Consider the following 24,490-nt stretch of genomic DNA (forward strand, 5'->3'; position numbering starts at 1 on the left):
GACACAAGAACAAGCCCAAGTACCGGGAGACCCCAGTGATGCGCCCATTCTCATTCTCGACGACAGGCCTGGCCTTTGCTCTGGTCCTGACCGCCTCGACCTCGGTCCACGCGCTGGAGGCGGGGTTCGAGAAAACCGCCGACGGCGTGATTGTCAGCCCCGCCTCGGGGCCGGCCAGGAAGGTGCGGCTGCAGGTGATGAGCGACCGCATCATCCACGTCACGGCCACGCCGACCGACAGCTTGGCGACGCCGCCCAGCCTGATGGTCGTTGCCAAGCCGGCGACCAGTGGCTTCACGGTCGTCCAGTCAGGCGACAACGTCGTGCTGAAGGCCGCCAAGGCCTCGGCCACGATCTCGCTGAAGGACGGCACGGTCGACTTCCGCGACGCCGCCGGCGAGTTGGTGCTCAGCGAGCGCGACCGCGGCGCCTTCCTGCCGGTCAAGGTCGAGGGCCAGGACTTCTACGAGGTTCGCCAGCAGTTCAATCCCGGTACGGACGAGGCCTTCTACGGCTTGGGCCAGCACCAGAACGGCCAGATGAACTACAACGGCCAGGACGTTCAGCTGCTTCAGTATAATCGCGCCGTCGCGGTGCCGATGCTGCTGTCCAGCAAGGGTTATGGCCTGCTGTGGGACAACAACGCGATTACCCGGTTCGGTAATCCGGTTCCCTATGATGTGGCCTCGCGCGACCTGAAGATCTTTGACGCCGACGGCAAGCCCGGCGGCTTCACGGCCAGCTACTATGTCGGCGGCAAGCTGAAGGTCAGCCGGGTCGAGAAGGACATCGACTACCGCTTCCTGAAGGACCTGCCCAACTGGCCTGCGGAGGCCGTCGATCCGGCGACCAAGGCCCCGATGAAGGACCAGAAGGTCGTCTGGGAGGGCCAGATCCAGACCGACAAGGCCGGCGCCCACACCTTCCAGCTCTATTCCAGCGACTACGCCAAGGTGTTCGTCGACGGCAAGCTGGTCATCGACCGCTGGCGGCAGAACTGGAACCCCTGGTACCACAACTTCAGCGCCGCCCTGACGCCGGGCAAGAAACACAAGGTCCGCGTCGAGTGGAACCCGGACGGCGGCTATATCGGCCTGCTGCACAACGATCCGATGGCCAAGTCCGACCGGCATTCGCTCTACCTGACATCAGAGGTCGGCAAGGCGATCGACTACTATTTCGTCGGCGGCGACGATCTGGACCAAGTGATCTCGGGCTACCGCGACCTGACCGGCGCCTCGGTGATGATGCCGCGCTGGGCCTATGGCTTCTGGCAGAGCCGCCAGCGCTACGAGACCGCCGAGCAGATCGTCGGGGTGGTCAAGGAGTACCGCAAGCGCAAGCTGCCGCTCGATAACATCGTGATGGACTGGCGCTACTGGAAAGACCCCGAGTGGGGCACCCACAGGTTCGACGAGACGCGCTTCCCCGATCCCAAGGCCATGGTCGACGAGATCCACGGCCTGAACGCCCACTTCATGATCTCGATCTGGCCGAAGTTCTATCCGACCACGGATAACTACAAGGAGCTGGACGCCAAGGGCTTCATGTATCGCCGCAATGTCGAGCAGGGGGCGATAGACTGGGTGGGGCCGGGCTACAAGAACTCGTTCTACGACCCCTATCCGGCGGAGGCCCGCGCCATCTACTGGCGTCAGGTGAAGGACAACCTGAAGGGCCTGGGCGTCGACGCCTGGTGGATGGACGCCTCCGAGCCGGACATGCACTCCAACCTCGACGTGGCCGAGCGCACCCTGCGCATGAGCCCGACGGCGCTTGGCCCCGGCGCCGAATACTTCAACAGCTATTCGCTGGTTCACACCCAGGGTGTCTATGACGGCGAGCGCGCCCTGAACCCCGACGTGCGGCCGTTCATCCTGACCCGCTCGGGTTTCGGCGGGCTGCAGCGTCACGCCTCGGCGGTGTGGAGCGGCGACGTGGTGGCGCGCTGGGACGACTTCCGCGACCAGATCTCGGCGGGCGTAAACCTGTCGATGTCGGGCATTCCCAACTGGACCACCGACATCGGCGGCTTCTCGGTGGAGGCCCGTTATACCAACAAGGACCCCGCCCACTGGCCCGAATGGCAGGAGCTGAACTTGCGCTGGTTCCAGTTCGGCGCCTTCAGCCCGCTGTTCCGCAGCCACGGCGAGGCCCCGTTCCGCGAGATCTACAACCTCGCCGACGAGGGCACGGAGGTTTATCAGTCGCTGGCCTGGTACGACGAGCTTCGCTACCGGCTGATGCCCTATATCTACACCCTGGCGGCCGAGACCTATCACCGCGATGGCAGCCTGATGCGCGGCCTGGTCATGGATTTCCCGAGCGACCTGAAGGTGCGGAATATCGACGACCAGTACCTGTTCGGCCACGAGTTCCTGGTCGCCCCGGTGACCAGCTTCAAGGCCCGTTCGCGCGACGTCTATCTGCCGGCCGGCGCGACCTGGTATGACTTCGAGACCGGCCAGCGCCACGCCGGCGGCCAGACCATCAAGGCCGCCGCGCCCCTGTCGCGCATGCCGCTGTTCGTGAAGGCCGGCTCGATCGTGCCGACCACGGTGGTCCAGCAATATGTCGGCGAGAAGCCGGACGCCCCGATTACCCTGGTGATCTACACCGGCAAGGACGGCAAGTTCGAGCTCTATGAGGACGACGGCCTCAGCAACGGCTACGAGCGCGGCGCCTATAGCCGCATCCCGATCTCCTATGACGACGTCAGCGGTCGCCTGACCGTCGGCGCGCGGTCGGGGAACTTCAAGGGCATGCTGGACAAGCGGGCGATCAAGGTCCGCTTCATCGGCGGAGGCGCCAAGCCGACCGACTTCGAAACGGTCGATGCAAGCGTCGACTATGCCGGCCAGCCGGTGGTGGTGACGCGCAGGAAGTAGGCGAGGGCGGGCGGCGAGGCTCTTGCTTTGCCGCCCGCGCTGTCCAGAACTGGCGACCTCGCTTTCCGGAGTCGCCGCATGAAGTCCCTGATCCTCGCCACGACCGCCGTCGCAGCCTTGCTGGCCGCGCCTGCTCATGCCGCACCTGAGGGGGCCGCCCAAACCTGGTCCCTGGCCATCCATGGCGGGGCCGGGGTCATTGAGCGCGGCGACCTGTCGCCCGAGAAGGAGGCGGACTTCCGCGCCGGCCTGGCCGCTGCCCTTGAGGTCGGCTCCAAGGTCCTGAAGGCCGGCGGCTCCAGCCTTGATGCGGTCGAGGCGACCGTGCGGGTGCTGGAAGACAATCCGCTGTTCAATGCCGGCAAGGGCGCGGTGTTCACCGCCGAGGGCAAGAACGAGCTGGATGCCTCGATCATGGATGGCGCGACCATGAAGGCCGGCGCCGTGGCCGGCGTCACCCGCACGAAGAACCCGATCACCCTGGCCCGCGCGGTCATGGAGAAGTCGCCGCACGTGATGCTGGCCCGCGAGGGCGCCGACCAGTTCTCCAAGGAGCAGGGGCTGGAGCAGGTCGAGCCTGCCTATTACTGGACCGAGTTCCGCTGGAAGCAGCTTGAGGCCTGGCGCGCCAAGCAGAAGGCGGCCATCGATCCGACCCACCTCTACGGCACGGTCGGCGCCGTGGCCCTGGACAGCAAGGGCCACCTGGCCGCCGCCACGTCGACGGGCGGCATGACCGGCAAGAAGTGGGGCCGCATCGGCGACAGCCCGATCATCGGCTCTGGCACCTACGCGCAGGACGGGGTCTGCGCGGTCTCGGCCACCGGCTCGGGCGAATATTTTATCCGCGCCAACGCCGCCTACCAGCTGTGCGCCCGCATCCAGTGGAAGGGCGAGGACGTCAAGGCAGCCGGCGACGCCACCATCAAGGCGATCGGCGACCTGGGCGGCGATGGCGGCCTGATCGCCATGGACGGCAAGGGCAAGCCCGCCTTTCCGATGAACAGCTCAGGCATGTATCGCGGCTGGGTCTCCTCGACCGCTCCGGCGGCGACTGCGATCTACGCCGCGGAGACGGGCCCAAAATAACCGATTGGTCTTCTTGCTCCGCCGCGCGAGCTGCGCCCTCATGGGGCGTGGCTTAAGGGGGTAATCGGATGGATCAGCGCGCGCCGCGTCGGGTCGTGATCGTCGGCGGAGGAACAGCCGGCTGGATGGCCGCCGCCGCTCTGTCGCGGCTGCTCAAGGGCTCGTACGGCCCTATCACGCTGATCGAGTCCGAGGAGATCGGCACGGTCGGGGTGGGCGAGGCGACCGTGCCGCCGATCCGTCTGTTCAATCACCTGCTGGGCATAGACGAGAACGAGTTCCTGAAAGCCTGCCAAGGCAGTTTCAAGCTGGGCATCCAGTTCGACGGCTGGTCGGGCGAGGGCCAGCGCTACCTGCACCCGTTCGGCGCCTATGGGGCCAGCATCGACGGCGTGTCGTTCCACCAGCACTGGCTAAGCCAGAGGGCGCGCGGCGAGACGGCGGCGCTGGACGACTATAGCGTGGCCGCCGTCGCCGCGCGGACGGGGCGGTTCAGCCGGGGCGACGATGATCCACGCTCGGTGTTCTCGACCTTCTCCTACGCCTTCCATTTCGACGCGGGGCTCTATGCGCGCTTCCTGCGAGGCCGGGCCGAGGCACAAGGCGTGACGCGGATCGAGGGAAAGATCGCCTCGGTTCAGCAAAACGGTGCGAGCGGCGACGTCACCGGCGTGAGGCTGGAGAACGGCGAAACGATCGAGGGCGATCTCTTCATCGACTGCTCGGGCTTTCGGGGCCTCTTGATCGAGGGCGCGCTAAAGACCGGCTATGACGACTGGACCCACTGGCTGCCGTGCGACCGGGCCGTGGCGGTTCCCTGCGAGAACGGCGGCGATTTCACGCCCTATACGCGGTCGACGGCCCGAGAGGCCGGCTGGCAATGGCGCATCCCGCTGCAGCACCGGATCGGCAACGGCTATGTCTATTCCAGCCGGCACATCAGCGACGGGGACGCCGCCGCGACCCTGATGGCCAATCTGGACGGCGCGCCCCAGGCCGATCCGCGCTTCCTGAGGTTCACCACGGGGCGTCGCAAGAAGCTCTGGAACCGCAATGTCGTGGCCTTGGGCCTGGCCAGCGGTTTCCTGGAGCCGCTGGAATCGACCAGCATCCACCTGATCCAGACCGCGATCATCCGGCTGCTGTCTCTATTGCCGCTGGGCGCAGACGATCCCGTCGCTCGCGACGAATATAACCGGCTGTCCATTCTTGAGATGGAGCACATCCGCGACTTCATCATCCTGCACTACTACATCAACGGCCGCTCCGGCCCGCTGTGGGAGGCCTGCCGAGCGATGGCGGTTCCCGACACCTTGCACCGCAAGCTCGACCTCTTCCGCACGCGTGGGAAGGTGGTTCGCTACGACGACGAGCTGTTCGCCGAAGCCAGTTGGGTGGCCGTGCTACTGGGGCAGGGCGTAACGCCTCAAGGCTACGAACCGATGGCTGACGTCCGCGATCCCGCCGACGTCGCGCGGCGCCTGGCCGGCATGCGCGATCACATCGCCAAGGCGGTCGAAAGACTCCCGACCCATGCGGCGTTCATATCCGAGCACTGTCGCGCCCCGCGTTGAGATGGCGATTCTGGTGAATCCAGTTTTAACGTCTCTCCAAGACTCCCCGGCCTGTCTGGCTAATTTATGAGTCTAGCTAGACTCATAAGTACCGCTCAGGGACAGATTAGCCCCTCGTTAGGATTAATGAATAACTGACATGTATTAAGCATGCGACGCTATGTCTTAAATAAAATGGAAAGACTGTTGCTGGATACTACTGATGGGCAAGAAGCCCACCGGTAGTCAAAACGACGCCGGAGACCTCCTAGAAGGAATTTTCGTAATGGCGCTGAACAGCATCAACACGAACCAGGGCGCTCTGATCGCTCTGCAAAACCTGAACTCCACCAACTCGGAGCTCGCGACTGTCCAACAACGCATCAACACCGGCAAGAAGGTGGGCAGCGCCAAGGACAATGGCGCCATCTGGGCGACCGCCAAGAACCAGTCATCGATGGCTTCCTCGATGAACTCGGTGAAGGACTCGCTGCAGCGCGGCCAATCGACCATCGACGTGGCCTTGGCCGCTGGCGATACGATCACCGACCTGCTCGGCAAGATGAAGGAAAAGACCCTTGCCGCGTCCGACACCTCGCTGAACACCTCCAGCTTCAACGCGCTGAAGGCCGACTTTGAATCCCTGCGCGATCAGGTGACCAAGGCCGCGACGAACGCCAAGTTCAATGGCGTCAGCATCGCCGATGGCTCGACCACCAAGCTGACCTTCCTGGCCAACCAGGACGGCTCGGGCTTCACGGTGACGGCCAAGACCCTGTCGCTGGCCGGCCTGGGCCTGTCGGCGACGTCCACCTTCACTAACGCCGCAACCGCCAAGACGATGATCGCCACGGTGACCACGGCTCTGGGCACCGCGACCAACAAGCTGGCTTCGCTGGGCACCAGCTCGACCGGCCTGGACACCCACCTGACCTTCGTCGGCAAGCTGCAAGACGCCCTCGACGCCGGCGTGGGCAATCTGGTTGACGCCGACCTGGCCAAGGAAAGCGCCAAGCTGCAGTCGCTGCAAACCAAGCAACAGCTGGGCATCCAGGCGTTGTCTATCGCCAACCAGTCGAGCTCGTCGATCCTGAGCCTGTTCCGCTAAGACTGACTTTCGTCGATCGTCAGATCGGCATAGGGGCGGGCCTTCGGGCTCGCCCCTTTTTCTTTGAGTGTTGGCCGGGTAGAGTTTCTATTCGTGTGGATCAGGCAACTGTAATATAACTCGTCCGAGTTGATTGGAAAATAATTTTCATTATTCAAACAAACACATTTCATTAAATACAAATTAGCAACAACTTTTATAAAGTTAACGCAACATTGAGTCGTTATCTATGTGATAATGTCCGGTCAACTGTTTTGAAATATCACCGTTATATAGTTGTGATGGGCAAAATGCCCTCCGACCGTCAAAATGACGTCGGGAACCTCTGAATAGGAGTGTTTCGTCATGGCGTTGAATAGCATCAATACGAACGCAGGGGCGCTTATCGCGTTGCAGAATCTGAACAGCACCAGTTCAGAACTGGCCACCGTTCAGCAGCGCATCAGCACCGGAAAGAAGATCGGCAGCGCCAAGGACAATGGCGCCATCTGGGCGACCGCCAAGAACCAGTCGGCGACCGCCTCTTCGATGAACGCGGTGAAGGACTCGCTGCAACGCGGCCAGTCGACCATCGATGTGGCCCTGGCCGCTGGCGACACCATCACTGACCTGCTGGGCAAGATGAAGGAAAAGGCGCTGGCCGCTTCCGACACCTCGCTGAACACCTCCAGCTTCAACGCCCTGAAGGCCGATTTCGAAAGCCTGCGCGATCAGGTGACCAAGGCCGCCACCAACGCCAAGTTCAACGGCGTCAGCATCGCCGATGGGACGACCACCCAGATGACCTTCCTGGCCAATACCGACGGCTCGGGCTTTACCGTCAGCGCCAAGACCCTGTCGCTGGCCGGTATCGGCCTGTCGATCACCTCGACCTTCGCCAACGCCACTGCGGCCAAGACCATGATCGCCTCGATCAGCACGGCCCTGGAAACGGCGACCAACAAGCTGGCCTCGCTGGGCACCAGTTCGACGGGCCTGGACACCCACCTGACCTTCGTCGGCAAGCTGCAAGACGCCCTGGACGCCGGCGTGGGCAATCTGGTCGATGCGGACCTCGCCAAGGAAAGCGCTCGCCTGCAATCGCTGCAGACCAAGCAGCAACTGGGCATTCAAGCGCTGTCGATCGCCAACTCCTCGAGCGCGGCGATTTTGGGCCTTTTCCGATAAGACGACGGCTGGACGGGCGGACCGTGTAGAGGTCCGTTCGCACGAACAGCTGCATCTGATGGGGCGGACCTCGTGTCCGCCCCTTTTTTGCGCCTCAGACCAGGCCTGGTCCGCTGATCTTCAGCACCGGCGTAAAGGCCGGCCGCCGTTCCGTCAGGTCCACGCTCAGGCCGTCCGGACCGCGCCTGAAGGGCAGGGGATCGCCGCCGCCCAGCAGTTCCACCCGTTGAATCTCGCTGGCGCCGGTCGGGCCGCCGCTCGCCAGGCTCTCGATCCGCAGCGGGCCTGTTGGCCACGCCATCGGCAAAGCGTAGAGCGCGCCAGCCTTGGTCGTGAAGCGGATGTCGGCGGCCTCGAACGGTTTGGCCGCGCCCTCGTTCTGCATGCCCTCGACAAGCTTGGTCGGGCCTTCTCCGAACACTCGCCACGGCCGCGAGGCATAGATCGCCTCGCCGTTGACAGCGATCCAGCCGGCCATGTCGGCCAGGACCTTTTCCTCCTTGTCGTCGATAGAGCCGTCGCCGCGCTGGGGGATCGACAGCAACAGGCAGCCGTTCTTGCTGACCACATCGATGAGCCGCTGGATCACGTCGCGGCCCGACTTGTAGCCGTCGCGGTCATAGAGCGGCCGGTCGTAGTGCCAGCTGCCGATGCAGGTGTCGGTCTGCCAGGGCTCGTCGCGCAGCCGGTCTGAGAAGCCGCGCTCGACGTCCTCGACGATGGCCTGCCTCTGCAGGGGCGACAGCTTCTTGCCGGTGACCACGACGCTCGTTCCGCCATGCCACCGAACCGCGCGGTTGTAGTAGTGCGCGGTCGCGTCCAGCCCCGCCTGGCCCAGCGGCAGGCCATAATTGTCGAAATAGACGATGTCGGGCCGATAGCGGTCGACGAGGTCGTTCTGCCGGTCCAGCCAGTTGCGGGTGAAGGCCGGGTTGCCGGCCGGCGCGGCCTCGATCCATTCTCCATCGTGCTTGTCATGCCAGGCATTGGCGGCGGCGATGGTGCCGACGCCGTCGGGAATGACCATGTTTCCGCCGGTGTAAAGGTCCTGCGGATCCAACCCCTGCCACCACTTGCCCCGACCATCCTTCTTGCTCAGGCGGAAGGCGTCGTAGCGCTGGCCCTTGCGGGGTCCTTCCGCGTCATAGCCATAGGCCGTCTGCCACCAGTGCCAGGCATGGGCGCCATGGTTCGAGACCCCGAACTTCAGGCCGTGCTCGCGGGCGACCCGTTCCCAGGTTCCAACGATGTCGCGCCTCGGGCCGACACGCGTGGTGTTCCAGGCGTGATGCCGACTGTCGAACATGTCGAGATTGTCGTGATGATTGGCCATCGACATGAAGTAGCGGGCGCCGGCCTTCACGAACGTCTTCATCAGGGCGTCGGGATCCCAGCGCTCTGCTTTCCAGCGCGGGATGAACTCCATGAAGCCGAAGTCGGTGGGATGGCCAAAGGTCTTGAGGTGGTGCTCGTAGACGTAATTGCCCTGCTGATACATCTGCCGGCCGTACCAGTCGCCGAACTCGGGAACGCATTGCGGCCCCCAGTGCGACCAGATGCCGAGCTTGGCGTCCCGGAACCAGTCGGGGGTCTGATAGCCGCCGGCCAAGGAGTCCCAACTGCCGCGGAAGGGACCCTTGGCCGCCGCCAGAGCCGGCGTGGCGGCCAGGCTGGCGGCGGCGCTCATGACGCCGCCCAAGGCGCTACGACGCGTGAATGCCATGGTCGGTCTCCTAGTTTACCGGGCTCAGGCGAATGACCCCACCGCCGCTGGGCGCAAGTTTCAAGGTCAGGATGTTGCTGGCCGAAACCACGCGAGCGGTCGATTTCAGCTCAGTCGGCGCTGCGCCGTCCTCCCGGATATCGGCGCTGAAGGCGTCGGCGCCGAGGAAGTCGAGCGGGACCTTGACCTTGCGGCCGTCCTCGTTGGTCATGCTCCCGACCCACCATTCGCGACCCTTGCGGCGGGCCATGACGATGGACTGGCCGATCTGTCCCGACAGCACCCGCGTCTCGTCCCAACTGGTTGGTGTGGCGCTCACGAAGTCCAGGCCTGCGGGCGAGGCGGCATAGGTCATGGGGCTGTCCGAAACCATCGACAGCGGGCTGTCATAGACGACGTACATGGCCAGGGCCTGGCCTCGGGTGGTCTTCACCACCGGCAGGATGAACCGGTCCTTGAAGGCCTCGCGCGTCACGTTGCGAAAGCCGCCGGGGGTGTAGTCCATCGGCCCCAGCAGCATGCGGGTGAAGGGCAGGGTGACATTGTGGGTGGCGGTGATCCGGCCGCTCCACTTGTTGTACTCGGCCCCCAGCACGCCCTCCTGGGTGACATAGTGCGGATAGGTGCGAACGAGCCCCGTGGGCCGATAGGCGCCGTGCAGGTCGAGCATCAGGCGGTGCTGGCCGGTCTTGGTCAGCAGGCGGTGGTAGTAGTCGACCATCGGCTGGTCGTCGCGGTCCATGAAGTCGACCTTGATGCCCTTCACGCCCCACTTTTCGTAGGTGGCCAGGGCCTCGTCCATCTGGTCGTCCAGCGCCTTCCAGTGGACCCAGATCATGGTCCCGACGCCGCGTTCGGCGGCGTAGGCGATGAGCCCGGGCATGTCGATCTGCGGGATGGGCCGGGTGACGTCCGTGCCTGGCAGCACCTTGGGCGCCTGGCCGGAGCCGACATACCAGCCGTCATCGATCAGCATATATTCCAGCTTGTTGGCGGCGGCGAAGTCGATGAAGCCCTTCATCGTGGCCGTATCCATGCCGGGCTTGTCGACCCCCGCCACGACCGAGCCGTTCCACCAGTCCCAAGCGGCCTTGCCCGGCTTTATCCAGCTGGTGTCGGTCAGGGCGGTTGGCGGATTGAGGCTGGTGATCAGGTTGGACGAGACCAGATCGCCGGGAGCATCGCCGACCATGACCACGCGCCAGGACGACACCGTGTCGGTCCCGATCCGCGTGTGGACCGCCACCGAGCCGTCCTCCAGGCGCGGCGACAGCTTGGCCTTCAGCCCCAGGCCGCCACCACCCTGTCCGGTCAGATAGAGGCCGGCATAATTCTTCAGGTCCGCCTCGGCGAGAGCAAAGGTCGCGCCGTGCGGCGTCTGGCAGACCACCGGCAGTTCGAACAGATTGTGCTCGCGGAAGCTCGACGCCTGAACCGGGTCATACTCCCCCTCGTGCGAGGTTCCGAACTTGCCGAGGTTCAGCGCCCAGCAGCGGTCGTCGGCGGCGAAGTCGAAGCGGGTTTCCTCGTTGCGGATCGCCACGCCGGCAAGACCGGGCTGGTCGGGCAGCACATAGCGAAACGCGACGCCGTCGTCATAAGCGCGGGCAATCACCCGCAGCTTGCGCCCGGTGGGGCCGGCTTCGGCCAAGTCGACGGTCAATTCGTTGTAGTGGTCGCGGACCAGCCGGGTCTTGCCGACCACCAGTTCATAGGTCTGATCGACGTTCGCCGTGCTCGATGCGGCGATGCTGAGGCCGTTCGACAGAGCGCCGCCCTTGTCGAGCAGAAGGCCCAGGGCCGACGGCGCGATCAGGGCCTTGCCCTTGTAGGCCACCGCGTAGCGGGCCTGCCCGCCGGTGTCCGAGAGGGTGATCGACAGGGTTTTGTCTGGCGAGGCCAGCACCCGCTCTTCGGCCAGGGCGTTAGCGCCGCCGACCGCCGTCAGCGCCGCGCCCAACAGTAGGGTTCCCCTGAAGCCGCCCATCGAATCCTCCTGTGAAATTATTTTCGTATTTGTCACACAATTTAGACGGTCTATGGATCGCCGTCGAGCTTTGCGATACCGGTACCATCAACAAGGCGCGGCGCGTCGAATGAAGAGAAGCGGGAGCATGAACACCAGGACCTTTTGCGTCGCCTTGATGGCGACATCCCTCCTGACGGGCGTGGCCGTGGCCGAGCCCGTCTTCGCCCCGACCGACAAAGCGACGGCCCACGCAGCCCGATGGCCGGCGGCCAAAAGCTACGGCCTCATCGACCCCGAAACCGAGGCCTTCGTAGACAGCCTGCTGGCCACGATGACGCTGGAGGAAAAGGTCGGGCAGATGATCCAGGCCGACACCTCGGCCATCAAGCCCGACGACCTGAAGACCTATCCGCTGGGCTCGATCCTGGCGGGCGGCAGCTCGCCGCCGCTGGGCGCGCCCGACCGCTCGCCCAAGGAGCCGTGGGTGGCCACCATCCGCGCTTTCCGCGAGGCGGCTCAAGCTCGGCAGGGCGGAACCAACATCCCGTTGATGTTCGGCATCGACGCCGTGCACGGCAACGGCAATGTCATCGGCGCGACCCTGTTCCCACACAATATCGGCCTGGGCGCGACCCGGGATGCTGAACTCATCCGCCGCATCGGCATCGCTACGGCCAAAGAGACAGCGGTGTCAGGATTTGACTGGGCCTTCGGGCCGACCCTGACCGTGCCCCGCGACGACCGATGGGGCCGCACCTATGAGGGCTATTCCGAGGACCCCGAGATTGTCCGCCAATATGCCGACCAGATGATCCTGGGCCTGCAGGGCGCGGTCAGCGAAGGCCAGGTCCTGCAGAAGGGCCATGTGGCCGCCAGCGCCAAGCACTTCCTGGCCGACGGCGGCACTGAAAAGGGGGTCGATCAGGGCGACGCCCGGATGTCCGAAGCAGAGCTGATCCGCCTGCACGCCCAAGGCTATGTGCCGGCGATCAACGCCGGGTCCATGACCGTGATGGCCTCGTTCAACAGCTGGAACGGGATCAAGATGCACGGCAACAAGACCCTGCTGACCGACGTCCTGAAGGGCTCCATGGGTTTCGACGGCTTCGTGATCGGCGACTGGAACGGCCACGGCCAGGTGGCCGGGTGCATCCCGACCAATTGCCCGCAGGCCGCCAATGCGGGTCTGGACATGTACATGGCCCCCGACAGCTGGAAGGCCCTGTTCGACAACACGCTGGCCCAGGCGAAGTCCGGCGAGATCTCGCAGGCCCGGATCGACGACGCCGTGCGCCGCATCCTGCGGGTGAAGGCCAAGCTGGGCCTCTTCAAGACCGCCCGCCCGTGGGAAGATCGCGACGGTGTGTTGGGCAATGCCGAGCACCGCGCCCTGGCCCGCGAGGCGGTGCGCAAGTCGCTCGTCTTGCTGAAGAACAACGGCGTCCTGCCGATCAAGGCGTCGGCCAATGTGCTGGTGGCCGGCTCGGGCGCCGACGACATCGGCCGGCAGTCCGGCGGCTGGACGCTGTCATGGCAAGGCACCGACAACAAGAACAGCGACTTCCCCAATGCCCAGTCGATCTGGTCGGGCCTGAAGGACGCGGTCGAGGCCGGCGGCGGCAAGGCCACGCTCGACGTGGATGGCAGGTTCGACACCAGGCCCGACGTGGCGGTGGTGGTGTTCGGCGAGACGCCCTATGCCGAGGGCGTGGGCGATCTGAAGACACTGGAATATCAGGCCGGCGACAAGACAGACGTGGTCCTGCTCAAGCGCCTGAAGGCCGCTGGCGTGCCGGTGGTGGCGGTGTTCCTGACCGGCAGGCCCCTGTGGATAAATCCGGAGCTCAACGCCTCGGACGCCTTCGTCAGCGCCTGGCTGCCGGGCTCGGAAGGTGGCGGGATCGCCGACGTGATCGTGGGCGACAAGGCCGGCAGGCCGCGCGCGGACTTCCACGGCAAGCTGTCGTTCAGCTGGCCGAAGTCGGCGGCTCAGACCTCGCTCAATCGCGGCGACAAGATCTATGATCCGCTGTTCGCCTATGGTTTCGGCCTGACCTACCGCGACAAGGTCAGGCTGCCCCGGCTGTCGGAAGTGTCCGGCGTCACGGCGGCCTCATTGAATGTTGGAAGTTACTTCGTAGCCGGCAGGACGCCCGCGCCGTTTGGTTTCAAGTTGTCGCCGACCACGGCCGTCCAGATCAGTCCGGTGGACGCCGGCGGCGTGCAGGAAGCCGGTCGCCAGATCGTCTTCGCGGGCGGGGCGCCGGCGACGGCGGCCTTGGCTGGCGACGGTGCGATCGACTTGACCTTCCAGACCAATGCCGAGATGGGGCTGCAAGTCGACTACCGCGTCGACGCGGCGGCCTCGGCGCCAGTCAGCCTGTCGATCGGCTGGGGCAAGCTGGACATCTCGCCGGTGCTGGCCGCCGCGCCCGTGGGCGAGTGGCGAAGCCTGAAGGTTCCGCTCAAGTGCTTCCAGACGGCGGGGACCGATGTGACCAAGGTCACCGAGCCGTTCGTGCTCTCGACGGCAGGATCGCTGACGATCACGCTGCAAGGCGTGAAGTTGACGACCGATCCGGCTGGCGCAGTGTGCCCGGCGAAGGCTCCCTGAACGAACCCCTGTCATCCGGACCGTAGCGCGAAGCGCGAAGAGCCGGGACCGCCGCAAGCACCGAGTTTCCTGCGGTCCCGGATAGCCTCTGCGAGGCTTCCGGGATGACAGGGAAGTCTAGGATTTCCTGATGAAACGCCTGCTCCTGGCCGCCGTCTTCGCCGGCCTAGCCACTGCCGCCTCGGCGCAGTCTCTGCTGGCGCCGGTGTTCAGCGACCACGCGGTCCTGCAACGAAGCCAGCCGATCCGCGTCTGGGGTCTCGTCCAGCCGAACGCGGGCGTCGAGGTCGAGCTCTCCGGCGCAACGATCTCGGCCGTCGCCGACACCCAGGGCCGCTGGTCCGTCGCCCTTCCAGCCCGCGAGCCCGGCGAGGTCTTGACCCTGACCGTCCGCTCCGGCGGCGAGCGCCAGACGATCTCTGACTTGCTGATCGGCGATGTCTGGCTGTGCTCGGGCCAGTCGAACATGGAGATGCCGCTTCGCCGGATCATGAACGGCGACAACGAGACAGCCGGCGCGACCGATCCCGATATCCGCCTGCTGCAGACCGGCCGTGTCAGCCTCCCGGCCCCGACCTCGTCCCTGCCCAAGGAGTCGGTCTGGCGTGTCGCCAGTCCGCAGAGCGCCGGCGATTTCGCGTCCGCCTGCTTCTTCATGGGCCGCGATATCAAGAAAACCACCGGCGTTCCGGTGGGCCTGATCGACGCCACCTGGGGTGGGTCGATCATCCAGGACTGGATCAGCCGCGAGGGCCTGACCGCCTTGGGGAATTACGACGACGGCCTGGGGATCCTGTCGGAATATACCCGCTCGCCCGAGGCCGGCGTGGCCAGCTGGGGCGCGATGCTGGAGCGGTGGGCGGCTGGTGTGGAGCCTCATGCCAGGGACTGGAAACGCCCCGACTTCGACGACCGCGCCTGGGCCAGCCTGTCCGCCGAGAACTTCTGGGAAGTCGCGCCGGAGCTGTCGACGTTCGACGGCACAATCTGGCTGCGCGGCGCGATCACCCTGACCGCGAGGCAGGCCGCCCAGGCGGCGACCCTGTCGCTGGGTCCCGTCGATGACATCGACACCACTTTCGTCAATGGCCGGCAGGTCGGCTCGCAGCAGGGCTGGAACGCGCCGCGCGACTACGCCCTGGCGCGGGGCGCTCTGAAGGCCGGGCGCAATGTCATCGCCTTGCGGGTGATCGACACCGGCGGCGGTGGCGGGGCCTGGGGTCCCGCAGCGCAAAAGGGCCTGAAGCTGGCCAATGGCGCCTTCGTCCCGCTGGATGGGGCCTGGCGCTACAAGGTCTCGACGACCCTTGACCAGACCGGCCTGCCGCCGCATGCGCCATGGCTGGGCGCGAGTGGCCTTTCCACCCTGCACAACGGCATGATCGCTTCGCTCGCGCCCTATGGCCTGAGGGGTTTCGCCTGGTACCAGGGCGAGGCCAATGTCACGCAGGCGGCCGAATATGCCCGGCTGATGCCGGCCCTGATCGCCGATTGGCGGCGAGAGTTCGCGAGCCCGGACCTGCCGTTCCTGATGGTGCAGCTGGCCAGCTTCGGCCCTTACAGATCGGCGCCGGCCGAGTCCGGTTGGGCCGCCCTGCGCGACGTCCAGCGACGCACGGCGGCGGCTGATCCCAAGGTCGGCATGGCCTCGGCCGTCGATCTTGGCGACATCTACGACATCCATCCGACCAACAAACAGCAGGTCGGCGCTCGCCTGGCCTTGCTGGCTCGCAAGCTGGCCTATGGCGAGACAACCCTGAGCGCCGCCGGCCCCGCGCCGGTGTCGGCCAGGCGCGAAGGCGCGGCGGTTGTCGTAGCCTTCGACCAGCCGCTGGTCGTGTTCGGAGCGGCGCGGCCGGCGGGCTTCGAGCTGTGCGACGCGGCGGCCGTCTGCCGTTTCGTCGATGCGACCGCAGATGGGGCGGCGGTCTCCATCGCCTTTCCCGCCGGTCCGGCGCCCATCAAGGTTCGCTTCGCCTGGGCCGAAAGCCCGATCCTCAATCTCTATGGTTCCAACCGCTTACCGGCGACGCCGTTCGAACTGCGGATCGACTAGGCCGCGCCCAGCTCGGCGGAGATGTCGCGCGCCGTCGCCTGGATCGCGGCGATCGTGTCGGGCATCGGGATCGCGGTCGGGGTCTGGACGTAGGGGACGGTCAGGGCGGCGGCGACGCCCTCCGGGCCCATGATCGGCGCGGAAAGATCGGTGATCTGCCGGACCACCGCGCTGTCGGCGCGCACATAGCCAACCTTCCGCGCCGTGGTCGCTCGGGTTTCGAAGTCGGTCCAGAGCTCGGCCCCGGCGGCGGGCTTCAGCCGCGCGCGCCATCCTGACCGGACCTTGTCGGGCTGGAAGGCATAGAGCACCAGGCCGGAGGTCGCCTCGACCACCGGCCGCCGGTAGCCGACGCGCACGGAAAAGCCCAGATCGCCCGGCGCCTCGATGCGCGCCACGACCACCATCTGATCGGCGCTGGCCACCGCCATATGGACCGATTGGCCGATGGCCAGAGACAGCTTGCGCATCTGGGGCAGGGCGGCTTCCAGCAGGTCCTTGGCCGGGGCCCGGGTCATGCCCAGGGCGAACAGCCTGTTGGTCAGAACCAGACCCTCGCCAGTGGGGGAGGGGCCGACATAGCCGCGAAACTCCAGCACCTGGACCATGCGAAAGAGCTCGCTGACCGAGCGGTCCAGGGCAGTGGAGATCTGGGACAGGGTCAGGGGAGTGCGATGGGCGGCCAGGAGTTCGAGCACATCCAGGCCCTTTTCCAGAGCGGGTGCGCGGTACTTGCGGTCGGTGTCTTCGGGCTCGGCCATGGGCGTCTATAGACGATAGAATCGCCGCGCCGTCTCGTCGAACAAGGCGGCCAGATCGTCGGGCTGGGTGTGGCCGCTCAGGCGGCGGGCAAGGGCGAGCCAGCCGGCATAGTCGCCGGCCAGATTGAGGACGGGCCAGTCGCTGCCCCACATCAGGCGCGAGGGTCCGAAAGTCTCGACCAGATGGGCGACATAGGGCGCAAGGGCCTCGGGCGGCTGGTCGGGCGAGGCCTCGGTCAGGAGGCCCGATAGCTTGCAAAAGACGTTCGGCAGGGCGGCGAAGGCGGCGATGTGGGTGCGCCACGGATCAAGGCCGCAGACAGCCATGGCGGGCTTGCCGCCATGGTCGATGACGATCCGTAGGTCTGGCCAACGGCGGGCGAAGGTTAGCAGATGAGGCAGGTGGCGTGGCCGGACCAAGGCGTCGAAGCTGCGGTCGTGCGCGAGCATCGCCCGGATCGCCGGCTCCAGCGCGGGCTCGAGGACCCACGTCTCCGCCAGATCCTGCAGCATCGGCCGCAGACCGCGAAGCTTGGGTCGAGCTGCGAGTCTGGCGATCCGAGTTGCGGCGTCGGGCGCGGCAAGATCGGTCCAGCCGACGACGGCCAGCACCAGCGGTTCGTCGGCGGCCAGGTCCAGCAGCCAGTCTGTGTCGCGGGCGCTGGGCTGGGACTGCACCAGCACCGAACCCGTCAGGCCCAGAGGCTCGCCGACAGCCTTCAGGTCCGCCGGTCCGAAATTGCGATGGATCGCGACCAAGTCCGGCGTCGGCCACATGCAGTCGTTGGCCCCGATCCGCCAGAAATGATGGTGCGCGTCGATCATCGCGCGGCGGCGGCCTTGCCGGCCGAAAGGGCGTAGAGCCCGACCACGACGAAGCACACAGCCGGCACGCCCATGGCGATCCGCATCGACGAGACGTGCGAGATCCAGCCCATCAGCGGCGTCAGCACCGCGCCGCCGATAATGGCCATGACTACGAAGGACGAGCCGGTCTTGGTCAGCGGACCCAGATCCTTAACGGCGGTCGCGAAGATGGTCGGAAACATGATCGACATGAAGAAGCTGGTCGCCGCCAGGGCGTAGAGGCCGGTCATGCCGCCGACGACCACGGCGATGGCGACCAACGCCACATTGACCGCCGCATAGCCGGCCATCAGTCGCCAGGGCGCGACCAGGCTCATCAGGGCCGTGCCGACGAACCGGCCGGCGAACAGCGCCCAGAGGGAGGCAATCAGGACGCCCGCGGCGGCCTTCTCCCCCATGCCCGGCTCCTCGGCTTGGGCGTAGCGGATCATGAAGCTCCACACCCCGACCTGAGCTCCGACATAGAAGAACTGGGCGACGACGCCGAACACGAAGCGCGGTCGGGCCAGCAGCGTGGGGAGGTCACCAAGCACCGAGCCTTCGTCGGCATCGGCCGGCGGACGGTTGGCCTGGGCGGGAAAGCGGACCAGCGAGACGATGGCCGCGAGGATCAGCACCACCCCGGCCAGCAGCAGATAGGGTCCCTGGACCGCCTGGGCCTCGGCGGCGCGGAACTGCTCCAGCGCGGCGGGGCTCAACGCCGCCAGCTGGGCCGCAGTCGGCTCATGGCCCGACAGGATGAACTCCCGACCGATGAAGATGCCGGCGATGGATCCGGCGGGATTGAAGGCTTGGGCGAAGTTCAGCCGCTGCTCCGACTTGGCCGGATCGCCCAGCACGGTCATGAGCGGATTGGCCGAGGTCTCCAGGAAGGCCAGACCGCTGGCGATCACGAACAGGGCGACCAGGAAGTACGAATACTGCCGCGCCTCGGCGGCCGGATAGAACAGCAGCGCACCCGTCCCGTAGAGGATCAGGCCCACCACCACGGCCGACTTGTAGCCAAAGCGCCGCATGACCATTCCTGCCGGCAGGGCCAGCACGAAATAGCCCATATAGAAGGCCGACTGGACCAGGCCCGATTGCCAATCGTTCAAAGTGAAGGTCTTCTTGAACTGCGGGATCAGGACGTCGTTGAGATTGTTGGCGACGCCCCACAGGAAGAACAGGGCGGTGATCAGGACGAGCGGCAGCAGCGCCGCCCTGGACCTTGGGCCGTTCTCCATGATGTTCCCTCGCTGGCGCGCCGTTTTCTGGCGACAACACATCATATGTGAATATTATCGTCAAATATGAAAATGAAGACTTGGGGACGCGCTCCATGATCACCCGGCGGCTCTGCTACGCGATCGACCTCAAGGACGACCCTGCCCTGATCGCTCGCTATCGCCAATGGCACGCACCGGGCGGCCCGCCGCCGGCGATCAACGCTTCGATCCGCGCGGCGGGAATCGAGGCGCTGGAGATCTTTCTGACCGGCAACCGGCTTTTCATGATCATGGAGGTCGGGGACGCTTTTTCCGCCCCGGCCAAGGCGGCGGCCGACGCGGCTGATCCGCTGGTCCAGGACTGGGAAACCCTGATGTGGAGCTTCCAGCAAGGCTTGCCGTGGTCGGCTCCGGGGGAGAAGTGGGTTCCCTGCGAGCGGGTCTACGCCCTGTCCGAGCAGCCTTGAGAAAGCTTGGTTAACGCGCCGTTTACCAGCAACCCCTTGGCTTGCGAGATCATTTGGGGAGGCAAAGGAGCCGCCCGTGAGTAAGCGTGAGTATGAGGAATGGGCCAGTCTTTGGGAGGCGATGTTCGGCGAGCCGCCGCCCATATCGGCCGAGATCTCGCTAACCGCGCGGATTCTGGTCCAGTGCCTGCCTTCGGCCGGGCCCTACGAACCCATCCCCTCCAAGCCTAGACCGCCAGGACCTTGAGCCGGTCGCGCAGGGAGCCAAGGTCGTCCAGCGCCAGGTCCATCTGGCAGAGGATCTTCTCGGGAATCGTCGCGGCCTGATCGCGAAGGGCAAGGCCCTTGTCGGTCAGGGCCACGATCACGCGGCGCTCGTCCTTGGGATCGCGGGCGCGCGCGATCATGCCGCCGGCTTCCAGGCGCTTCAACAGCGGGGTCAGGGTGCTGGAGTCGAGATCCAGTGCGTCGCTCAGGGCGCCGACGGTGCGCGGGCTTTGCTCCCACAGCACCAGCATAGCCAGGTACTGCGGATAGGTCAGGCCGAGGGCGTCGAGCAGCGGGCGATATAGCCGCGTCACGCGGTTGGCTGCGCCGTAGAGGGCAAAGCATAGCTGACGGTCGAGGCGCAGGGCCTCGACCGGAGCGGATGCGGACTTTGTCGTGGTCTGGCTCATGCGGCCTTTACGGTGATGGCGACATCGATATTGCCGCGCGTGGCGTTGGAATAGGGGCAGACCTTGTGCGCCGTCGCAACCAGGGCCTCAGCGTCGGCTTGAGACAGGCCCTGGGTTTCGATTTCCAGGGCGACTTCCAGCTTGAAGCCAACCTCGATGGGCAGCAGGCCGACGATGCCGGTCACCTGCGAGCCGGTCAGGCCAATCTTCTGCTGACGGGCCACCAAGCCCATGGCGCTCTGGAAACAGGCGGCGTAGCCGGCCGCGAACAGCTGCTCGGGATTGGTGCCGTCTTCCTTGCCGCCCAAGGCCTTGGGCATGGCCAGCTGCACGTCGAGCAGGCCGTCGTCGCTGCGGACATGGCCTTCACGACCGCCGACGACGGTGGCGCGGGTTTCATACAGAGTGCTCATTGGCTCGCTCCTTGCGAAGAATAACGAGAGCGATTTAATCGCGTGCGATATAAATGCAAGGCCTGGGGGTGAAATTAAAACGCGCGCGATCTATTTCTCCCGAAAGGCGTCAGGCGGCCCAGGCTGCCGCGAAGCGCTTGAGCAGCGAGCGGGCGGCGCTTTCGGCGCTGGAGGCGACGGCTTCCAGGCGCAGGAACAGGTCACCCGCCGCGTGAGGGCCGCGCGCTGGGAGGCCTTGGCCGGGCAGGCGGACGAGGCCTCGCGAGGCGGCCTTGGTCGAGATCCAGGCCAGGCGCGGCCCCAAGGCGGTGTCGAGCTCGACCCGGCCGCCCTCTGCGAGGACGCGTTTGTCGACCTTGCCGGTCAGCCACAGGTCGTCGCCGCGGATCAGAGCCTCGCGGGCGCCCTTATGGCGGACCGCGAAAGTCACGCCGTCGACCCGCACCTTGTCATCCACACGCAGGCCCGCAGGCAGTTTCAGGCGCAGCCGGCGACCGTCGATGGCCAGATCCATGGCGCCGCCGTTGACGGCGGTGGCGACGTCGAGTTCCAGCGTCGCCTGGCTGACCGGAACTTCGGCGGCGGGCGTCGTGCAGGCCGGCGGGAAATGAATCTCGCGGGGTGGCGGCTGGTCCTGCAGCAGGCGATAAGCGGCCAGTACGTCGCGGAACAGGGCCGCATCGCCGCCGGGACGGTCGGGGTGGGCGCGCTTGGCCGATTCCCGATAGGCCGCGCGCAGTTCGCGCTCACCGGCGCCGGGCGCGACACCCAGCAGGGCGCGAGCGGCGGAAAGGGTCAGGGAAGTGGCGGGCCGCAGAGACATCAAGCCGACCCTGCCGGGACTTGGTCAACGCCGGGTTAAGTTAAGACTTTCAGGCGCGGTGGTGGTGAAGGCGAGGCGGGTCTATACCCCTCTCATGACCGACGAGACCCTGATCCCCGCCTCGCCCAGCGAAGACGACTATGTTCGTCAGGTGACCCAGGCCGCGCCCTTGCCGCTGCTGCCTGAAAACGATCCGCTGGCGCTGTTTTCCGAATGGCTGGCCGAGGCCGGCAAGAAGGAGCCTAACGACGCCAACGCCGTGACGGTCTCGACGGTCGACGGCGACGGCATGCCGGATTCGCGGATGGTGCTGCTCAAGGATTTCGACGCCCGGGGCTTTGTCTTCTACACCAACACTCAGAGCGCCAAGGGGGTGGAACTGAACGCCAATCCCAAAGCGGCGCTGTTGTTTCACTGGAAATCCTTGCGCCGGCAGGTCCGGATCCGGGGCGCGGTCGAGCCGGTCAGCGGGGCCGAGGCCGACGCCTATTTCGCCAGCCGGGCGCGCCACAGCCAGTTGGGCGCCTGGGCCAGCGAACAGTCTCGGCCGCTGCCTGACCGCCTTGCGCTGGAGAAACGGGTCGCCGAGATGGGCCTGAAATTTGGCTTCTCCAAGGTTCCGCGTCCGCCACATTGGTCGGGCTATCGCGTGGTTCCGCAGGTCATCGAGTTCTGGCGCGACCGGCCATTTCGTCTGCACGAACGGCTGGTCTATGACCGGGTCGGCGAGGGCTGGGCGACCAAGCGCCTCTATCCCTGAGTCAATTTGCCGCCTTTGTTCCATAGCGCGCCATGAAGGTTTCGACTGCTTCGTCACAGATGTCGGCCAGAGGTCGGCGGGTCTGGATGTCGTCGCCGGCGGTCAGGCCCAGCACCAGGGTGACGTGATCGATCATGCCCATCAACTGACCGGCCGCCCAGGAAGATTTATCGACCGCGATCTCGCCGGTCTGGACCAGGTCGGCGATCACCGAGATGGCCGCGCCGCCCAGTTCGTCGCGAGCGCCTTGCAGGAAATACTCCGCCACGTCGTCAAAGCGCCGCCGCTCGGCTGTAACCAGACGAAACATGGCCCGGTTCGCGGGGCGACTCAGGAAGGCCGCATAGGCGTGGGCGAAGGCCAACAGGCGCGTGCGGGCGTCACCCCTGGTCCGGATGCTCTCGCGAACCGGGGCGGCGATGTCGCGCGCGGTTTCCAGAACGACCGCCCTGAAGAGATCGGCCTTTCCGGGGAAATAGGCATAGAGGGTCGCCGTCGAGACGCTGGCGGCGCGAGCGACCACCTCCATCCCGGCGTCGCGATAGCCGTCGCGCAGGAACTGGGCCCGCGCGGCGGCCACGATTTCGTTTCTCTTGTGTTCGGCCCTCTTGAGGCCGGCGCCTATCAGCATTTCGACAACTCTAATCCATCACTGAACTACAGGCTAATCGAGTATTCTGAATCATTGCAAGTCATAGGCGAGGACGGGGCCTCTAGATTCGGTTAAGGGACCCCGGCGCCGGCCTTCGAGCGCGAAGCGACAGGATTTTGGGCGTGAACAAGGACGCTGAGAGCGCGCGCGAACAGGAAGTGGCCGCCTGGTTCGCCGGGCGAGCCGAGAACACCATCGAAACCTCATGCGCCCGGGTGTTCCTGATCGGCGACGCAGCCTTCAAGGTGAAGCGTCCCGTCGATTTCGGCTTTCTCGACTATTCCACCCTTGAGCTTCGGCGCTGGGCGCTGGAGCGAGAACTGGTGTTCAACCGCGCGGCCGCGCCCGACATCTATCGCACCGTGCGACGCCTCACCCGCGACGCGGCTGGCGGCCTCGAAGTCGACGGCGAGGGCGAAGTCGTCGAATACGCGCTGGAGATGCGCCGTTTCGACGAGCAGGGCGTGCTGGCTACCCAGCCCTGGGCCATCGATGACGCTCTGGAAGACGCCTTGGGCCGCACCGTGGCGCGTTTCCACGCCGGGGCGACCCTGCGACCGCAAGGTGGCGGGGTGAACGCCCTGGGCTACACGATCCGTTCCAACGCCAACCTGCTGCGCGGCCTGGCTCCGCGCCTGGGCTCGTTAGCCGTCGAACGCCTGATCGCCGAGACGGACCTGGCTCTGGAACGCCTGGGCCCACTGCTCGATGCGCGCGCGACCGAGGGCTTTGCGCGCCACTGCCACGGCGACTTGCATCTGGGGAACATCCTTATCGAGAACAGCAAGCCGATCCTGTTCGACTGCATCGAGTTCAACGACACCCTGTCGGACATCGATATTCAGTACGACCTGGCTTTCCTGCTGATGGATCTGGACTTCCGCCGTCGCCGCGACGCGGCGGGTCGGGTGCTGAACGCCTATCTGGACGAGGCCGCCCGCGGCTTCGGCGACGGCCTGTGGACCGGGTTGGCCGCCCTGCCGCTGATGCTGTCGGTGCGGGCCGCCGTTCGCACTCACGTCTGGGCCTATACCGGCGACGACGAAGCGGCGCGGGCCTATCTGGCCACGGCGCTGGAACATCTGGCCCCTCGGCCTGTCAGCCTGGTGGCGACCGGCGGCCTGTCGGGCTCGGGCAAGTCGACCTTCGCCCGCGTCTGCGCTCCCGGTCTGGGCTCGGCCCCGGGCGCGGTGGTGCTGCGCACTGATGAAATCCGCAAGCGCCTGTGGGGTGTGCCCTCGCTGCAGCGCCTGCCGCGCGAGGCCTATACGCCGGAGATGAGCGTGCGGGTGTACGACCAGCTGTTCAGCGACGCGGCCCTGACGCTGAAGGCTCGCCGCTCGGTGGTGCTGGACGCGGTCTTCATGAAACCGGAGGAGCGCGCGCGGGCCGAAGCCTTGGCCGGTTCGGCGGACGTCGGCTTCCAGGGTGTTTGGCTGGAAGCTCCGCCGGAAGTCCTGCGCGCCCGCGTCGCAGCCCGGGTCAATGACGCGTCGGACGCCGATGTGGCGGTGCTGGAAACCCAGCTTACCCGCGAAACCGGCGACATCGCCTGGCGCAAGGTCGACACCGTCAGCGCCTTCGAGGACGAGGCGCGGACCCTAGCGGAGACGATGGGGTAGCCCTCTTCCGCTGTCATCGACAAGGCCGGGCTTCAAGAAGCCGCGTCGGGGGCGCCTTCGCCCGTTGCGCGCG

General features: G+C 66.0%; 19 protein-coding genes. 10 read left to right on the top strand and 9 right to left on the bottom strand.

The window, feature by feature from the left end; genetic code table 11:
* Positions 1 to 38 precede the first annotated feature (38 nt).
* From ACP69S_RS12135 to ACP69S_RS12155, 5 genes are all read left to right on the top strand, one after another.
* A complete protein-coding gene (locus ACP69S_RS12135) occupies positions 39 to 2,888 on the top strand; it encodes a TIM-barrel domain-containing protein (protein WP_425997529.1) in 2,850 nt (949 codons plus the stop codon).
* Between the two features lie 78 nt (positions 2,889 to 2,966).
* Positions 2,967 to 3,977 carry an isoaspartyl peptidase/L-asparaginase family protein gene (locus tag ACP69S_RS12140; protein WP_425997531.1) on the top strand — a complete coding sequence of 337 codons (1,011 nt, stop codon included), beginning with the start codon at positions 2,967 to 2,969 and terminating at the stop codon, positions 3,975 to 3,977.
* Positions 3,978 to 4,045: 68 nt separating this feature from the next.
* Positions 4,046 to 5,551: a tryptophan halogenase family protein gene (locus ACP69S_RS12145; protein WP_425997533.1), complete on the top strand. Its 1,506-nt coding sequence runs from the start codon at positions 4,046 to 4,048 to the stop codon at positions 5,549 to 5,551.
* A 265-nt stretch (positions 5,552 to 5,816) separates the two neighbouring features.
* Entirely contained in the window at positions 5,817 to 6,638 is an 822-nt protein-coding gene (locus tag ACP69S_RS12150) for a flagellin (protein WP_425997535.1), read from the top strand.
* A 345-nt stretch (positions 6,639 to 6,983) separates the two neighbouring features.
* Entirely contained in the window at positions 6,984 to 7,805 is an 822-nt protein-coding gene (locus ACP69S_RS12155) for a flagellin (protein ID WP_425997537.1), read from the top strand.
* Between the two features lie 94 nt (positions 7,806 to 7,899).
* Here the strand turns inward: ACP69S_RS12155 and ACP69S_RS12160 are convergent, their stop codons facing one another.
* The gene (locus tag ACP69S_RS12160) at positions 7,900 to 9,528 is read right to left on the bottom strand and encodes an alpha-L-fucosidase (RefSeq protein ID WP_425997539.1); all 1,629 of its coding nucleotides are present in this window, start codon (positions 9,526 to 9,528) and stop codon (positions 7,900 to 7,902) included.
* Between the two features lie 10 nt (positions 9,529 to 9,538).
* Positions 9,539 to 11,515 (bottom strand): glycoside hydrolase family 97 protein, encoded by a 1,977-nt coding sequence (locus ACP69S_RS12165; protein WP_425997541.1) that lies wholly within the window; start codon positions 11,513 to 11,515, stop codon positions 9,539 to 9,541.
* 127 nt (positions 11,516 to 11,642) lie between these two features.
* Here ACP69S_RS12165 and ACP69S_RS12170 point away from each other — a divergent pair, with 127 nt between their 5' ends.
* Both ACP69S_RS12170 and ACP69S_RS12175 read left to right on the top strand, forming a co-directional pair.
* On the top strand, positions 11,643 to 14,111 hold the full coding sequence (locus ACP69S_RS12170) for a glycoside hydrolase family 3 protein (RefSeq protein ID WP_425997542.1): 2,469 nt from the start codon (positions 11,643 to 11,645) through the stop codon (positions 14,109 to 14,111).
* Positions 14,112 to 14,241: 130 nt separating this feature from the next.
* Positions 14,242 to 16,167 (top strand): sialate O-acetylesterase, encoded by a 1,926-nt coding sequence (locus ACP69S_RS12175; RefSeq protein ID WP_425997544.1) that lies wholly within the window; start codon positions 14,242 to 14,244, stop codon positions 16,165 to 16,167.
* Here the strand turns inward: ACP69S_RS12175 and ACP69S_RS12180 are convergent.
* From ACP69S_RS12180 to fucP, 3 genes are read right to left on the bottom strand one after another with little or no spacing between them, the layout of a single operon-like run.
* Positions 16,164 to 16,928 (bottom strand): IclR family transcriptional regulator, encoded by a 765-nt coding sequence (locus ACP69S_RS12180; protein WP_425997546.1) that lies wholly within the window; start codon positions 16,926 to 16,928, stop codon positions 16,164 to 16,166. The two genes, ACP69S_RS12175 and ACP69S_RS12180, sit on opposite strands and share 4 nt — an antisense overlap.
* A 6-nt stretch (positions 16,929 to 16,934) precedes the next feature.
* On the bottom strand, positions 16,935 to 17,753 hold the full coding sequence (locus ACP69S_RS12185) for an amidohydrolase family protein (protein ID WP_425997548.1): 819 nt from the start codon (positions 17,751 to 17,753) through the stop codon (positions 16,935 to 16,937).
* Positions 17,750 to 19,021, bottom strand: coding sequence for an L-fucose:H+ symporter permease (fucP, locus tag ACP69S_RS12190; RefSeq protein ID WP_425997550.1), 1,272 nt, complete (start codon positions 19,019 to 19,021; stop codon positions 17,750 to 17,752). Before fucP ends, ACP69S_RS12185 begins: the two co-directional genes overlap by 4 nt.
* Positions 19,022 to 19,116: 95 nt before the next feature.
* Between fucP and ACP69S_RS12195 the strand changes: the two genes are divergently transcribed.
* The gene (locus ACP69S_RS12195) at positions 19,117 to 19,470 is read left to right on the top strand and encodes an L-rhamnose mutarotase (RefSeq protein WP_425997552.1); all 354 of its coding nucleotides are present in this window, start codon (positions 19,117 to 19,119) and stop codon (positions 19,468 to 19,470) included.
* A 227-nt stretch (positions 19,471 to 19,697) separates the two neighbouring features.
* Here the strand turns inward: ACP69S_RS12195 and ACP69S_RS12200 are convergent, their stop codons facing one another.
* From ACP69S_RS12200 to ACP69S_RS12210, 3 genes are all read right to left on the bottom strand, one after another.
* Positions 19,698 to 20,147, bottom strand: a complete 450-nt coding sequence (locus ACP69S_RS12200) for a MarR family winged helix-turn-helix transcriptional regulator (RefSeq protein WP_425997553.1) — start codon at positions 20,145 to 20,147, stop codon at positions 19,698 to 19,700.
* Positions 20,144 to 20,560 carry an organic hydroperoxide resistance protein gene (locus ACP69S_RS12205; RefSeq protein WP_425997555.1) on the bottom strand — a complete coding sequence of 139 codons (417 nt, stop codon included), beginning with the start codon at positions 20,558 to 20,560 and terminating at the stop codon, positions 20,144 to 20,146. Before ACP69S_RS12205 ends, ACP69S_RS12200 begins: the two co-directional genes overlap by 4 nt.
* Before the next feature lie 109 nt (positions 20,561 to 20,669).
* Complete coding sequence (locus ACP69S_RS12210; RefSeq protein WP_425997557.1) at positions 20,670 to 21,383, bottom strand: DnaJ domain-containing protein; 714 nt, start codon at positions 21,381 to 21,383, stop codon at positions 20,670 to 20,672.
* Positions 21,384 to 21,477: 94 nt separating this feature from the next.
* On the opposite strand from ACP69S_RS12210, the gene pdxH reads away from it, so the two are divergent.
* On the top strand, positions 21,478 to 22,143 hold the full coding sequence (gene pdxH, locus ACP69S_RS12215) for a pyridoxamine 5'-phosphate oxidase (RefSeq protein ID WP_425997559.1): 666 nt from the start codon (positions 21,478 to 21,480) through the stop codon (positions 22,141 to 22,143).
* 1 nt (position 22,144) lies between these two features.
* On the opposite strand, the gene ACP69S_RS12220 is transcribed toward pdxH, so the two are convergent.
* Positions 22,145 to 22,723, bottom strand: a complete 579-nt coding sequence (locus ACP69S_RS12220; protein WP_425997561.1) for a TetR/AcrR family transcriptional regulator — start codon at positions 22,721 to 22,723, stop codon at positions 22,145 to 22,147.
* Positions 22,724 to 22,917: 194 nt separating this feature from the next.
* Between ACP69S_RS12220 and ACP69S_RS12225 the strand changes: the two genes are divergently transcribed.
* Positions 22,918 to 24,417 (top strand): AAA family ATPase, encoded by a 1,500-nt coding sequence (locus tag ACP69S_RS12225; protein WP_425997562.1) that lies wholly within the window; start codon positions 22,918 to 22,920, stop codon positions 24,415 to 24,417.
* Positions 24,418 to 24,490 lie beyond the last annotated feature (73 nt).

The sequence above is a fragment of the Caulobacter sp. DWR1-3-2b1 genome (genome assembly GCF_049895765.1).
In the GTDB taxonomy this organism is placed as follows: Bacteria; Pseudomonadota; Alphaproteobacteria; order Caulobacterales; family Caulobacteraceae; genus Caulobacter.

Coding starts and splice junctions, on each gene's coding strand:
- ACP69S_RS12135 (WP_425997529.1), top strand. CDS start 39: ATGCGCCCATTCTCATTCTCGACGACAGGCCTGGCCTTTGCTCTGGTC.
- ACP69S_RS12140 (WP_425997531.1), top strand. CDS start 2,967: ATGAAGTCCCTGATCCTCGCCACGACCGCCGTCGCAGCCTTGCTGGCC.
- ACP69S_RS12145 (WP_425997533.1), top strand. CDS start 4,046: ATGGATCAGCGCGCGCCGCGTCGGGTCGTGATCGTCGGCGGAGGAACA.
- ACP69S_RS12150 (WP_425997535.1), top strand. CDS start 5,817: ATGGCGCTGAACAGCATCAACACGAACCAGGGCGCTCTGATCGCTCTG.
- ACP69S_RS12155 (WP_425997537.1), top strand. CDS start 6,984: ATGGCGTTGAATAGCATCAATACGAACGCAGGGGCGCTTATCGCGTTG.
- ACP69S_RS12160 (WP_425997539.1), bottom strand. CDS start 9,528: ATGGCATTCACGCGTCGTAGCGCCTTGGGCGGCGTCATGAGCGCCGCC.
- ACP69S_RS12165 (WP_425997541.1), bottom strand. CDS start 11,515: ATGGGCGGCTTCAGGGGAACCCTACTGTTGGGCGCGGCGCTGACGGCG.
- ACP69S_RS12170 (WP_425997542.1), top strand. CDS start 11,643: ATGAACACCAGGACCTTTTGCGTCGCCTTGATGGCGACATCCCTCCTG.
- ACP69S_RS12175 (WP_425997544.1), top strand. CDS start 14,242: ATGAAACGCCTGCTCCTGGCCGCCGTCTTCGCCGGCCTAGCCACTGCC.
- ACP69S_RS12180 (WP_425997546.1), bottom strand. CDS start 16,928: ATGGCCGAGCCCGAAGACACCGACCGCAAGTACCGCGCACCCGCTCTG.
- ACP69S_RS12185 (WP_425997548.1), bottom strand. CDS start 17,753: ATGATCGACGCGCACCATCATTTCTGGCGGATCGGGGCCAACGACTGC.
- fucP (WP_425997550.1), bottom strand. CDS start 19,021: ATGGAGAACGGCCCAAGGTCCAGGGCGGCGCTGCTGCCGCTCGTCCTG.
- ACP69S_RS12195 (WP_425997552.1), top strand. CDS start 19,117: ATGATCACCCGGCGGCTCTGCTACGCGATCGACCTCAAGGACGACCCT.
- ACP69S_RS12200 (WP_425997553.1), bottom strand. CDS start 20,147: ATGAGCCAGACCACGACAAAGTCCGCATCCGCTCCGGTCGAGGCCCTG.
- ACP69S_RS12205 (WP_425997555.1), bottom strand. CDS start 20,560: ATGAGCACTCTGTATGAAACCCGCGCCACCGTCGTCGGCGGTCGTGAA.
- ACP69S_RS12210 (WP_425997557.1), bottom strand. CDS start 21,383: ATGTCTCTGCGGCCCGCCACTTCCCTGACCCTTTCCGCCGCTCGCGCC.
- pdxH (WP_425997559.1), top strand. CDS start 21,478: ATGACCGACGAGACCCTGATCCCCGCCTCGCCCAGCGAAGACGACTAT.